Source organism: Pseudomonas sp. JH-2, assembly GCF_036231725.1.
GTDB lineage: Bacteria > Pseudomonadota > Gammaproteobacteria > Pseudomonadales > Pseudomonadaceae > Pseudomonas > Pseudomonas delhiensis.
The window spans coordinates 197,451-209,655 of record NZ_JAZAQP010000004.1; the positions used below are offsets into that span (position 1 = coordinate 197,451).

Below are 12,205 nucleotides of genomic sequence, written 5' to 3' on the forward strand. Positions count from 1 at the left end.
CGGTTGCGCTAACCTGCAAGCTCCCCTCAGGCACGGAGTGCGCCCATGACCACCCAACGCGAACGCGGCCTGGCCTTCCAGGCCCTGCACCGGCGCGACGGCCTGTTCGTCCTGCCCAACCCCTGGGATGCCGGCTCGGCGAAAATGCTCGCCGGCCTGGGCTTCGAGGCCCTGGCCACCACCAGTGCCGGCCTGGCCTTCGCCCTTGGCCGCTGCGACGCCGAGGGCGAGGTGAGCCGCGAGGAAGCCCTGGCCAACGCCCGCGCCATCGTCGAGGCGACGCCGCTGCCGGTGGCCGCGGACCTGGAGAACGGCTACGGCGATGCGCCCGAGGACTGCGTGGCGACCATTCGCCTGGCCGCCAGCATCGGCCTGGTGGGTGGCTCCATCGAAGACGCCAGCGGCCGCCCGGACGCGCCCATCTACCCCTTCGAGCTGGCCGTGGAGCGCGTGCGCGCGGCGGTCCAGGCCGCGCATTCCCTGGAGTTCCCCTTCACCTTGGCGGCCCGCGCGGAGAACCTGCTGCACGGCCGCGACGACCTGGACGACACCATCCGCCGCCTGGTGGCCTTTGCCGAGGCCGGCGCCGACGTGCTCTATGCCCCCGGGCTGACCACCCGCGAACAGATCGACGCGGTGGTGCGCGCGGTGGCGCCGCGGCCGGTGAACGTGCTGGTCGGCTCGCCGGCCCTGCAACTGTCGCTGAGCGAACTGGCGGAGCTGGGCGTGAAGCGCGTCAGCCTGGGCTCGTCCCTGGCGCGGGTGGCCTACGGCGCCTTCTTCCACGCCGCCACCGAGCTGGCCAGCGGGCACCTGGAGGCGACCCAGGAGGGCATGCCCTTCGCCCGCCTCAACGCGCTGTTCCGGCGCTGAGCCCGGGGCTGCGGTAGAATCGGCGCTTTTGTACCGGATCGATCCGCATGAGCGCCAGCGCAGCCACCCCCCGCATCATCGTCCAGGCCCTGGCGCCGCATTGCCGCGAGGCCGCCGGGCAATGGGCGCAGCGCCTGGGCCTGGAACTGGCGGAGGAGGGCGTGGCGGACTTCGCCCTGCAGGTCGGTGAGCAGGGCCTGCAACTGCTGCAACTGGGCCCGGACTCGCCGGGGCCTGTGCGCGTGGACTTCGTCGAGGGCGCCGCCGCCCACCGCCGCCAGTTCGGCGGCGGCAGCGGGCAGATGATCGCCAAGGCGGTGGGCGTGCAGCCGGGCGTACGCCCGCGCGTGCTCGACGCCACCGCCGGCCTGGGCCGCGACGCCTTCGTCCTCGCCACCCTGGGCTGCGAGATGCAGCTGATCGAGCGCCAACCGCTGATCGCCGCCCTGCTGGAGGACGGCCTGGCCCGCGCCGCGCGCGACCTGGAAGTGGTGCCGATAGCGGCGCGCATGCAGCTGCAGCAGGGCAACGCCATCGAACTGATGGGCGCCTGGCAGGGCGAGGCGCCCCAGGTGGTCTACCTGGACCCGATGTTCCCGCACCGCGACAAGAGCGCCCTGGTGAAGAAGGAAATGCGCCTGTTCCGCCCCCTGGTGGGCGACGACCAGGACGCCCCGGCGCTGCTCCAGGCGGCGCTGGCCCTGGCCAGCCACCGCGTGGTGGTCAAGCGCCCGCGCAAGGCGCCGATCATCGAGGGCGCCAAGCCCAGCTACAGCCTGGAAGGCAAGTCGAGCCGGTATGACATCTATCCGTTGAAGTCGCTGAAAGCCTGACCTGTGGGCTTTTCGTAGGAGCGAGGGGGGCGCCTAGCTCTTGCTCGCGAACAATGGCGTCAGGCCCTGCTCCGGAGCGATGTCGAAGTCTGTCCCCTCTCCCCAGCCCTCTCCCTGAAGGGAGAGGGGGCTTGTCAGTGCCGAGACAAGGAATGGTTTCAGCCGGAGGCCGCTGGAGTTGCCGGCTAACTCCAGAACATCCAAACACTCCGAACGGCCCCCTTTCCCTGAAGGGAGATGTCCGTGCCGAGACAAGGAATGGTTTCAGCCGGAAACCGCTGGAGTTGCCGACTAACTCCAGAACATCCAAGCACACCGAACGGTCCCCTCTCCCTTCAGGGAGAGGGTTAGGGAGAGGGAGCGGAGTCAAGCCACAACACCGAAGTCCCGGGTGAGTACTATTCGCGAGCAAGCTCGCTCCTACAGGAGAAGCGCCTACGGCATAGGCCTCAAGGCCGATAAGCCCGCAAAAACAACTCCACCACCTCCTGCACATGCCTTTCGCTTTCCTCCACCGGCGGCAGCTCGACGCAGCCGATCAGCAGGCGGAAGTGCAGGCAGCCCTGCACCAGCATCAGGAAGTGCTCGGCGGCGTTGCGTGCGTCGCTCTCGCGCAGTTCGCCCTTGCGCTGGGCCTGGGCGATCAGCCTTTCCATCTGGTCCAGCACGCGCTGCGGGCCGGCGTCGAAGAACATCTGCGACAGCGCCGGGTTCTGCCCGCCCTGGGCGATCATCAGGCGGCTCAGGGCGATGGCCTCGGGGCTGTTGATCAGGCGGTTGAAGCCCCGCGCGATGTTCAGCAGCAGCTCGCGGGTGGGCGCGTCGGCCGGCGGTTCGTGGAACAGCTCCGGCACCTGTTCGGCGCACTTGGCCTGCACCGCCTCGCAGAACAGCGTCTCCTTGTCGGTGAAGTGGCTGTACACGGTGAGCTTGGAAACCCCGGCCTCGGCGGCGATGGCTTCCATGCTGCTGCCGTCGTAGCCGTTGCACAGGAACAGTTCCTTGGCGGCGTCGAGGATCGCCTGGCGCTTGGCCAGGTCCTTGGGGCGGCCGGGGCCGTTGGAAAGGGGAGGCTGGGACATTTTTTTTACAATTCAAATACTGGACTGGTTGGTTTTGTATTCTTACTATACCGACAAGTATAAAAATTCAACTGCGTTTCGCGAAAGGTCATCCATCATGTTCCGCCATGTCTTGTCCGTCGCTGCTCCCCTGGTCCTCTCCCTGTCCCTCGCTGCCTGTGGCAACGGCGAGCCGGCCAAGCCGGCGCTGCGCCCGGCCATGGTCGTGCAGCCGCAACTGGCGCGCTCGGTCACCGAGGCCTACCCGGGCGAAGTGCATGCCCGCCACGAGCCGGAGCTGGCCTTCCGCATCGGCGGCAAGGTGGCCAAGCGCCTGGTGGAGACCGGCGAGCGGGTGCGCCGCGACCAGCCGCTGGCCGAGCTCGACCCCGAGGACGTGCGCCTGCAGCTGGAAGCCAACCGCGCCCAGGTCGCCGCCGCCGAGGCCAACCTGCAGACCGTGCGTTCGGAATACCTGCGCTACAAGACGCTGCTGGAACGCAAGCTGGTCAGCCAGTCGCAGTTCGACAACATCGAGAACACCTACCGCGCCGGCGAGGCGCGCATGAAGCAGGTGCGCGCCGAGTACGACGTGGCGCGCAACCAGGCCGACTACGCCGTGCTGCGCGCGTCGCAGGACGGGGTGATCTCGGCGCGGCGCGTCGAGGTGGGCCAGGTGGTGGCCGCCGGGCAGACGGTCTTCACCCTTGCCGCCGACGGCGACCGCGAGGTGCTGATCAGCTTCCCCGAGCACGCCATCGAGCGCTTCCGCATCGGCGAGGGCGTCAGCGTCGAGCTCTGGTCGCAGCCGGACAAGCGCTTCAGCGGGCACATCCGCGAGCTGTCGCCGGCCGCCGACCCGCAGTCGCGCACCTTCGCCGCGCGGGTGGCCTTCGACGACGCCAAGGTGCCGGCCGAACTGGGCCAGAGCGCCCGCGTCTACATCCACAACGAGGGCGCCGTGCCCCTGGCCGTGCCGCTGGCGGCGGTGAGCGCCGAGGGCGGCCAGCCGTTCGTCTGGGTGGTCGACCCGAAGGATTCCAGCCTGCACCGCCGGCCGGTGCGCATCGGGCCCTACACCGAGGACCGGGTGCCGGTGCTGGAAGGGCTGCAGCCCGACGACTGGGTGGTCGCCGCGGGCGTCCAGGTATTGCGCGAAGGCCAGCAGGTACGCCCGGTCGACCGCGAGAACCGTTCGGTCAAGCTGCTGGCGAAGGAGTGACGCAGGATGCGCTTCAACCTCTCCGCCTGGGCCCTGCAGAACCGACCGATCGTACTCTTCCTGATGTTGCTGCTGGGCATCGCCGGGGTGTTGTCCTACACCCAGCTCGGCCAGAGCGAGGACCCGCCCTTCACCTTCAAGGCCATGGTGGTCAAGACCAACTGGCCCGGCGCCACCGCCGAGGAGGTCTCGCGCCAGGTCACCGAGCGCATCGAGAAGAAGCTGATGGAGACCGGCGACTACGACCGCATCGTCTCCTTCTCGCGCCCGGGCGAGTCCCAGGTGACCTTCGTCGCCCGCGAGGACTTCAAGTCCAGGGACATCCCCGAGCTGTGGTACCAGATCCGCAAGAAGGTCGGCGACATCCGCTACACCCTGCCGCAGGGCATCCAGGGGCCGTTCTTCAACGATGAGTTCGGCACCACCTTCGGCAACATCTACGCGCTGTCCGGCAAGGGCTTCGACTACGCGGTGCTGAAGGACTATGCCGACCGCATCCAGCTGCAACTGCAGCGCATCAAGGACGTCGGCAAGGTCGAGCTGGTCGGCCTGCAGGACGAGAAGATCTGGATCGACCTGTCGAATACCAAGCTGGCCACCCTCGGCCTGCCCCTGGCCGCGGTGCAGAAGGCCCTGGAGGAGCAGAACGCGGTGAGCGCCACCGGCTTCTTCGAGACCGCCAGCGACCGCGTGCAACTGCGCGTGACCGGCCGTTTCGACTCGGTGGAGGACATCCGCCAGTTCCCCATCCGCGTGGGCGACCGCACCTTCCGCATCGGCGACGTGGCCGAGGTGCACCGCGGCTTCAATGACCCGCCGGCGCCGCGCATGCGCTTCATGGGCGAGGACGCCATCGGCATCGCCGTGTCGATGAAGAGCGGCGGCGACATCCTGGTCCTGGGCAAGGCCCTGGAGAACGAGTTCCAGCGCCTGCAGCAGAACCTGCCGGCGGGCATGGAGCTGCGCAAGGTGTCGGACCAGCCGGCGGCGGTGCGCGAGGGCGTGGGCGAGTTCGTCCGGGTGCTGGCCGAGGCGCTGATCATCGTGTTGCTGGTGAGCTTCTTCTCCCTGGGCCTGCGCACCGGCCTGGTGGTGGCGCTGTCGATCCCGCTGGTGCTGGCTATGACCTTCGTCTGCATGCGCTACTTCGACATCGGCCTGCACAAGATTTCCCTGGGCGCCCTGGTGCTGGCGCTGGGCCTGCTGGTGGACGACGCCATCATCGCCGTGGAGATGATGGCGGTGAAGATGGAGCAGGGCTACGACCGCCTCAAGGCGGCCAGCTTCGCCTGGACCAGCACGGCCTTCCCGATGCTCACCGGTACCCTGGTGACCGCCGCCGGCTTCCTGCCCATCGCCACCGCGCAGTCGGGCACCGGCGAGTACACCCGCTCGCTGTTCCAGGTGGTGACCATTGCGCTGCTGGTGTCCTGGATCGCCGCGGTGGTCTTCGTGCCCTACCTGGGCGCCAAGCTGCTGCCGGACCTGGCCAAGCGCTACGCCGAGAAGCACGGCGGCAGCGACCAGGGCCACGACCCCTACTCGACGGCCTTCTACCAGCGCTTCCGGCGCCTGGTGGAGTGGTGCGTGCGCTACCGCAAGACGGTGATAGTGCTGACGCTGCTGGCCTTCGTCGGCTCCATCGCCGCCTTCCGCCTGGTGCCGCAGCAGTTCTTCCCGCCGTCGGCGCGGCTGGAGCTGCTGGTGGACCTGAAGCTGGCCGAGGGCGACTCCCTGTCCGCCACCGCCGAGCAGGCCCAGCGCCTGGAGAAACTGCTGGCCGGGCACCCGGGCATCGAGAACTACGTGGCCTACGTCGGTACCGGCTCGCCGCGCTTCTACCTGCCGCTGGACCAGCAGTTGCCGGCGGCGAGCTTCGCCCAGTTCGTGGTCCTGGCCAAGGACCTGCAGAGCCGCGAGGAAGTGCGCCAGTGGCTGATCCAGCGCATGGCCGAGGACTTCCCCACGGTGCGCAGCCGCATCAGCCGCCTGGAGAACGGCCCGCCGGTGGGCTACCCGGTGCAGTTCCGCGTTTCCGGCGAGCACCTCGCCGAGGTGCGCGCCCTGGCGCGCAAGGTTGCGGACAAGATGCGCGAGAACCCCCACGTGGTGAACGTGCACCTGGACTGGGAGGAGCCGAGCAAGGCGATCTTCCTCAACGTCGACCAGGACCGCGCCCGCGCCCTGGGCGTGAGCACCCGGGACATCTCGCAGTTCCTGCAGAGTTCGCTGACCGGCTCCACCGTCAGCTACTACCGCGAGGACAACGAGCTGATCGAGATCCTCCTGCGCGGCGACGCCCGCGAGCGCCAGGACCTGTCGCAGCTGCCGAGCCTGGCCATCCCCACCAACAACGGCCGCAGCGTGGCGCTGTCGCAGGTGGCGACCCTGGAGTACGGTTTCGAGGAAGGCATCATCTGGCGGCGCAACCGCCTGCCCACGGTGACGGTGCGCGCGGACATCTATGACGACTCGCTGCCGGCGACGCTGGTGAAGCAGATCTCGCCGACCCTCGATCCGGTCCGCGCCCAGCTGCCCGACGGCTACCTGCTGGAGGTGGGCGGCACGGTGGAGGACTCGGCCAAGGGGCAGAATTCGGTGAACGCCGGCATCCCGCTGTTCCTGGTGGTGGTGATGACCCTGCTGATGGTCCAGCTGCGCAGTTTCTCGCGCATGGCCATGGTGTTCCTCACCGCGCCCCTGGGGCTGATCGGCGTGACCCTGTTCCTGCTGGTGTTCCAGAAGCCCTTCGGCTTCGTCGCCATGCTCGGCACCATCGCCCTGGCCGGGATGATCATGCGCAACTCGGTGATCCTGGTGGACCAGATCGAGCAGGACATCGCCCATGGCCTGGACCGCTGGCACGCCATCATCGAGGCCACGGTGCGGCGCTTCCGCCCCATCGTGCTGACCGCCCTGGCGGCGGTGCTGGCGATGATCCCGCTGTCGCGCAGCGTGTTCTTCGGGCCCATGGCGGTGGCCATCATGGGCGGCCTGATCGTCGCCACGGCGCTGACCTTGCTGTTCCTGCCGGCGCTCTACGCCGCCTGGTTCAGGGTCAAGAAGGAACCTGCGTAGGGCGTATGACCGTTCGCGGTCATACGCCGATTGACCTTGGCTCCAGGCCGCTTCGGTATCGACCTCGGAGCGCCATCGCGAGGCGCTTCGGGCTCGGCCGTGGAGTTGGCCGTCGATCGCGGTGTAGCGGCGAATAACCGCGAACGGTTATTCGCCCTACGCACTGTCTATTGCGAAGGTGTGAGGTTGACGCCGGCCTTTCCTCCAGCAGAGGACAGCCCCCTCTCCCGCTTGCGGGAGAGGGCTGGGGAGAGGGCGCTCTTGACCCCAATGCCTACGTCACCGGGAAACGTTATCCGCCGTTTTCAACGACGGATGATACGGTCCTGGGAAGCACGGTCGTAGGAGCGACTGTCTTGCGGCCCGCGCCGAAATGCTCTTCGTAGGAGCGAGCTTGCTCGCGAATAAACCCCGCTGCGGAGTCCGTTCGCGAGCAAGCTCGCTCCTACAGGTTGCCGGAAGGCGTGGCATTTCCCTGTAGGACTCCGTCCGCGATCGGCATCGGCCACGCCGGGCGCCCCGGTAGCACGGCCGACGGCGGATGACCGCGAACGGTTATTCGCCCTACGAGCGGGATGTCGCGGCTCAGGGAATCGGCGCCCCCGAATCCCGCTCGCGCACCGCCTGGGCGAAGCCCACTTCCTCGCAACGCGCCTTGAAGCGCACGCCTTCGGGGCTGTGGCGGGTGATGCCGTCGAACAGGGTGGCGAACATCTGCGTGGTCTCCAGGCCCATGTTGTGGAAGGCCTGGTTGATCATCAGCTTCTGCATCATCAACTGGTTCTTCGGGATGCCCTGCATGCGCGCGGCCAGGGCGTCCACCGTGGCGTCCAGTTCGGCCAGCGGCACGCTCTGGTAGACCAGCCCCAGGCGCTGGGCCTCGCGGCCATCGACCAGGTCGCCGGTGAGCAGCATGCGCTTGGCCTTCTCCGGGCCCAGGCGGTAGACCCACATGGCGGTGGTGGGGCAGCCCCAGACGCGCGCCGGCGGGTAGCCGATCTGCGCTTCCTCTGCCATGACGATCAGGTCGCAGCACAGGGCGATGTCGCTGCCGCCGGCCACCGCCGGGCCGTTGACCTTGGCGATCACCGGCTTGTAGCTGCGGAACAGGCTCATGAACTGCTCGGTGTTCCGCTTCATCAGCGCGTAGTCGAGCATCGGATCCCAGGGCATTTCCTGGCTGCCGTAGACGCCGCGCGGGTTCTCGGCGAAGAACTTGAGGTCGTAGCCGCTGCAGAAGCCGCGCCCGGCGCCGGTGAGGACGATGACGTGCACGGCGTCGTCGGCGTTGGCGCGGGCCACGGCCGCTTCCAGCTCTGCAGGCATGCGGTCGTCGATGGCGTTGAGCCGCTCGGGGCGGTTGAGGGTGAGGGTGGCGACGCGTCCGTCGACGCGGTACAGCACGCAGGGTTCGCTCATGGCCGGGGCTCTCGTGGTGGCTTCCTGGGATGGGGGCTTGGCTTGCTCGCAGAAATAAGTAAACTGAATTCACTTTTTCTGTCCAGCCCCATGAGCCCCGCCATGCCCGACCTGTCCGCCAAGGCCCTGAAAACCCGCGCCAGCCTTCTGGAGGCCGCGCGCGCCGAACTGCTGGAGTTCGGCGGCGGCCTGGAAGTGGGGCGGGTGGCCGAGCGCGCCGGCGTCTCGGTGGGGCTGATCTACCGCTACTTCGCCTCCCGCGCCGGGCTGCTGGCGGCGGTGGCGGAGGACTTCTACGACCGCTACCAGGCCCAGGTGATGGCCGCCGACCCGCTGCCCCAGGCCCAGGACTGGAGCGAGCGCGAGGCGCAGCGGGTGCGCCGCGCGGTGGAGTTCGTCTATGCCGAACCGCTGGCGCCGCTGGTGCTGGTCAGCCTGGCGCGCGAACCCGAGGTGGCCGCGCTGGAGGCCCAGCGCATCGCCGAGAACATCCGCCAGGGCGCCGACAACATCCGCCGCGGCCAGGCCGCCGGGCAGCTCAACGCACAACTGGATGCGCAACTGGTCTCGGCGATGATCCTCGGCGGCCTGCACCAGGCCCTGCTGGAAGCCCTGGCGCGCCAGCCCCGGCCGCCGGCCGCGCAACTGGCGCGGCAGCTGTGGCATTTCATCCGCGGCGCGCTGGCGCCCCTGTCGAACTGAGCAGAAGGAGTCGCTCCATGCAGCATGCAACCCAGGTGGAGCTGTTGAGCAAGGTCCTGGCCCTGGCCGAGCGGGGCGTTTCCGATGGCGCGGCGGCGCCGTCGTCGCTACCGGTGTCCGCCTACCTGGACGAGGAATGCTACCGTCGCGAACGCGACGAGGTGCTGCTGCGCGAGCCGGTGCTGGCGGCGCGTTCCAGCGAGATCGCCAAGGGCGCCTTCCTCACCCGCGAGCTGATGGTGCCGCTGCTGCTGACCCGCGACGAGCAGGGGCGGCTGCGGGCCTTCCTGAACGTGTGCAAGCACCGTGGCACGCAACTGGTAGGCGAGGCGGCGGGGCGCAACCGGGTGTTCGTCTGCCCCTACCACGCCTGGGCCTACAACCCGGACGGGCAACTGCGCGGCATTCCCCACGGCTACGGCTTCGAAGGCGTCGACAGGGCCTGCCTGAACCTCACCGAACTGCCGGTGGCCGAGCGCTTCGGCGCGGTCTGGGCGCGCCTTTCACCCGGGCCGGCGCTGGACCTGGACAGCTTCTTCGGCGAAGCGCTGTGCGCCGACTTCGACAGCTTCGCCATCGACGACCACGTGCTCTTCGACCCGCGCGACATCCGCCGCCCGGTGAACTGGAAGCTGACGGTGGACACCTTCCTGGAGAACTACCACGTGGCCAAGGCCCACCAGGCCACCATCGACCACCTGTTCTGGCCCAACCTGGGCAGCTTCGAGCGCTTCGGCCGGCACATCCGCAACTACTACGTGAAACGCAACCTGCGCGAGCTGCAGGGGCAGCCGGAAGAGCAATGGGACCTGCGCCGCCACGGCAACCTGCTGTACCTGCTGTGGCCGAACACCCTGGTGCTGGTGGAGCCGGACCACATCGACTTCTCCAGCGTATTCCCCGACGGCCCGCTGGCCACGCGGGTGCTCAGCCACACACTGCTGCCGGAGGAGCCGCAGACGGAGAAGGCGCGGCGCTATTTCGAGAAGAACAACGAAATCCTCTACGCCGCCCTGGAAGAAGACTTCGCCATGGCGACGCGGGTGCAGAACGGCATCCGCGCCGGCGCCAGCGAACGCCTGTGGCACGGGACCTACGAGGTGGCGCTGCGGTGGTTCCACCAGAGCCTGGAGCAGGGCTTGTAGGAGCAACTGTCCGCGATTCGCGCGCAGGGCGCGCTCCTACATTTGAATGGCGCGGGTGGGGCAGCGTAGGAGCGGATCTCATCCGCGATCCGCGCCGATACGTCTGGCTATCGCGGACAAGGTCCGCTCGCGCCTCCCGGCAACCTGTAGGAGCGGACTCCGTCCGCGATGGGCTGAGCCCGTGCATGGCTATCGCGGATAAATCCGCTCCTACGGTTCCAGGGACGCACAGCTGTAGCAGGATAGATGCCTGTCTATCAGGCCGCTCAGGACAGCCCCCTCTCCCGCTTGCGGGAGAGGGTTGGGGAGAGGGTGCGAAGCCACCCGATACGACGATGCAACCGGGAAACACCCTTCGCGAGTTCTGCAGGCCTCAGAGCGCCCCGAAAACCTTCTTCGCCAGACTGGTAGCCGCCCCCGCCGGATTCTCGCGAATCCCCTTCTCCTGCTGGGCGATCACCTTGAACAGCCCATCCAGCGCCTGCTCGGTAACGTAGCCCTCGACGTTCGCATCCTTGGCATCGACCACGCCGAAGGCCGCGGCCTGGCTGGCGAAGGCGTTGTACTGCTTAGCCAGGCCGACCTTGTCGGTGGCCTGCTTGACGATCGGCAGGAAGCGCTGGCGCAGCTGTTCGCGGCTGCTGCGCTCCAGGTACTGGGTGGCGGAATCGTCGGCGCCGGCGAGGATGCCCTTGGCGTCCTGCACGGTCATCTTCTTCACCGCATCCACCAGCAGCGCCTGGGCCTGCGGCACGGCGGCCTCGGCGGCCTGGTTCATGCTGGCTTCCAACTGGTCGACCTGGGCGCCCATGCCGAACTGCTTCATCACCTTGGCGGCCTTGCCCAGCTTGCCCGGCAGCTCGATGCGCACGGCCGGATCGTTAGTGAAGCCGCCGGGCTTGCCCAGTTGCTTGACGGCGATCTGTGCGCCCTGGCTCAGGGCATCCTTGAGGCCGCCGCTGGCGTCGGCCTGGCTGAGGTTGGCGAGGGACAGGGCGAAGGCATTGGCGGACAGCAGGGCGCCGGCCAGCAGGGCGGTGAAACGCAGCATCGGGATTCCTTGTGGGGCGGGGCGGAACCTTCGCCGAGGGCCTCGGCGAAGGACGAAGGGACAAGCTTAGCGAGCCCAGGCCGGCAACGGAACCCGGCCGCGGGACGACGGATCAGCGCACCGCGTCGACGCGGATGCGCAGCGGCTGCGGATCGCTGCCGTCGAGCTTGACGCCGTGGCGCTCGGTGCTGATGAACAGCAGCCTGCCGGCATTCTCGATGCGCGCGCTGACCGCATAGCTGTGGCTAGGCTTGATCTGCTGCGGGTCGTAATCGAGCGTGAAGGCAACCGGCACCTGCTGGCCGCCGGGCAGCGTCTGCGAGGCCAGCTCCACGGCCGGCGCATCGGCCAGGGAAACATCCTGCAGGCTCACCGAAACCTGCGCACCCGGCGGCAGCGCGATGCGCTGCAGGTAGAACACCTCGCCATTGAGCGAAGCATGCTGCGAAGGCGAGTTGGAAGCGCAGGCGGCGAGCACGCCGGCCATGAGCAGGAGGGGGAGGGCGGTGAGCTTCATCGGCGGATTCCTTCCGGATAGAACGGGCGTCATCCGACACAGCTTAGGCGCAAAGGTTGCGAGGGGGGTTGTAAACGCAGGTTTCGCTGATTTGCGGCAAACAGCCCCGCCGTTGCGGCGGGGCTTGGGGAACCAGTGGTCAGTCGTAGCATTCGGCGTCGCTGAATGACTTGCCGACCTGGTCCTTGGCCGAGAGCTGCGGAGCGATGCCATCGAGACGCTCGAGTATCCAGTCCACGCCCACCTCGGCATCGTTCCAGGCCAGGCAGCGCTCATGCTGCGGCGCGTAATAATCGGTGGTCTT

11 protein-coding genes are annotated in these 12,205 nt (G+C 68.3%); 6 read left to right on the forward strand and 5 right to left on the reverse strand.

Annotated elements, in window-relative coordinates:
• The first annotated feature begins 45 nt into the window (after positions 1–45).
• Complete coding sequence (locus VV867_RS04805; protein WP_089391532.1) at positions 46–873, forward strand: isocitrate lyase/PEP mutase family protein; 828 nt, start codon at positions 46–48, stop codon at positions 871–873.
• A gap of 47 nt (positions 874–920) precedes the next feature.
• A complete protein-coding gene (locus VV867_RS04810; protein ID WP_328565748.1) occupies positions 921–1,706 on the forward strand; it encodes a class I SAM-dependent methyltransferase in 786 nt (261 codons plus the stop codon).
• A gap of 449 nt (positions 1,707–2,155) precedes the next feature.
• On the opposite strand, the gene VV867_RS04815 is transcribed toward VV867_RS04810, so the two are convergent.
• Complete coding sequence (locus VV867_RS04815; protein ID WP_275628920.1) at positions 2,156–2,788, reverse strand: TetR/AcrR family transcriptional regulator; 633 nt, start codon at positions 2,786–2,788, stop codon at positions 2,156–2,158.
• Between the two features lie 97 nt (positions 2,789–2,885).
• Here VV867_RS04815 and VV867_RS04820 point away from each other — a divergent pair, with 97 nt between their 5' ends.
• Together VV867_RS04820 and VV867_RS04825 are read left to right on the forward strand one after the other, a co-directional pair.
• Positions 2,886–3,989: an efflux RND transporter periplasmic adaptor subunit gene (locus VV867_RS04820; protein ID WP_109934417.1), complete on the forward strand. Its 1,104-nt coding sequence runs from the start codon at positions 2,886–2,888 to the stop codon at positions 3,987–3,989.
• A 6-nt stretch (positions 3,990–3,995) separates the two neighbouring features.
• A complete protein-coding gene (locus tag VV867_RS04825; protein ID WP_328565749.1) occupies positions 3,996–7,067 on the forward strand; it encodes an efflux RND transporter permease subunit in 3,072 nt (1,023 codons plus the stop codon).
• A 585-nt stretch (positions 7,068–7,652) separates the two neighbouring features.
• Here VV867_RS04825 and VV867_RS04830 read toward each other — a convergent pair.
• Positions 7,653–8,486: a crotonase/enoyl-CoA hydratase family protein gene (locus tag VV867_RS04830; RefSeq protein ID WP_109934415.1), complete on the reverse strand. Its 834-nt coding sequence runs from the start codon at positions 8,484–8,486 to the stop codon at positions 7,653–7,655.
• A 102-nt stretch (positions 8,487–8,588) separates the two neighbouring features.
• On the opposite strand from VV867_RS04830, the gene VV867_RS04835 reads away from it, so the two are divergent.
• Positions 8,589–9,188 carry a TetR/AcrR family transcriptional regulator gene (locus tag VV867_RS04835; RefSeq protein WP_109934414.1) on the forward strand — a complete coding sequence of 200 codons (600 nt, stop codon included), beginning with the start codon at positions 8,589–8,591 and terminating at the stop codon, positions 9,186–9,188.
• 17 nt (positions 9,189–9,205) lie between these two features.
• Positions 9,206–10,333, forward strand: coding sequence for an aromatic ring-hydroxylating oxygenase subunit alpha (locus tag VV867_RS04840; protein ID WP_328565750.1), 1,128 nt, complete (start codon positions 9,206–9,208; stop codon positions 10,331–10,333).
• A 373-nt stretch (positions 10,334–10,706) separates the two neighbouring features.
• Here VV867_RS04840 and VV867_RS04845 read toward each other — a convergent pair whose 3' ends face one another.
• From VV867_RS04845 to VV867_RS04855, 3 genes are all read right to left on the reverse strand, one after another.
• Complete coding sequence (locus tag VV867_RS04845; protein ID WP_109934412.1) at positions 10,707–11,384, reverse strand: DUF4197 domain-containing protein; 678 nt, start codon at positions 11,382–11,384, stop codon at positions 10,707–10,709.
• A 112-nt stretch (positions 11,385–11,496) separates the two neighbouring features.
• Entirely contained in the window at positions 11,497–11,901 is a 405-nt protein-coding gene (locus VV867_RS04850; RefSeq protein ID WP_328565751.1) for a YbaY family lipoprotein, read from the reverse strand.
• Between the two features lie 139 nt (positions 11,902–12,040).
• Positions 12,041–12,205 (reverse strand): dTDP-4-dehydrorhamnose 3,5-epimerase family protein (locus VV867_RS04855; protein ID WP_328565754.1); only part of this gene is annotated, 165 nt, incomplete at its 5' end.

Bases quoted from the DNA above. Each gene is read 5' to 3' on its own strand.
- VV867_RS04850 (WP_328565751.1), bottom strand. From the start codon at position 11,901: ATGAAGCTCACCGCCCTCCCCCTCCTGCTCATGGCCGGCGTGCTCGCC.
- VV867_RS04810 (WP_328565748.1), top strand. From the start codon at position 921: ATGAGCGCCAGCGCAGCCACCCCCCGCATCATCGTCCAGGCCCTGGCG.
- VV867_RS04830 (WP_109934415.1), bottom strand. From the start codon at position 8,486: ATGAGCGAACCCTGCGTGCTGTACCGCGTCGACGGACGCGTCGCCACC.
- VV867_RS04845 (WP_109934412.1), bottom strand. From the start codon at position 11,384: ATGCTGCGTTTCACCGCCCTGCTGGCCGGCGCCCTGCTGTCCGCCAAT.
- VV867_RS04805 (WP_089391532.1), top strand. From the start codon at position 46: ATGACCACCCAACGCGAACGCGGCCTGGCCTTCCAGGCCCTGCACCGG.
- VV867_RS04815 (WP_275628920.1), bottom strand. From the start codon at position 2,788: ATGTCCCAGCCTCCCCTTTCCAACGGCCCCGGCCGCCCCAAGGACCTG.
- VV867_RS04820 (WP_109934417.1), top strand. From the start codon at position 2,886: ATGTTCCGCCATGTCTTGTCCGTCGCTGCTCCCCTGGTCCTCTCCCTG.
- VV867_RS04840 (WP_328565750.1), top strand. From the start codon at position 9,206: ATGCAGCATGCAACCCAGGTGGAGCTGTTGAGCAAGGTCCTGGCCCTG.
- VV867_RS04825 (WP_328565749.1), top strand. From the start codon at position 3,996: ATGCGCTTCAACCTCTCCGCCTGGGCCCTGCAGAACCGACCGATCGTA.
- VV867_RS04835 (WP_109934414.1), top strand. From the start codon at position 8,589: ATGCCCGACCTGTCCGCCAAGGCCCTGAAAACCCGCGCCAGCCTTCTG.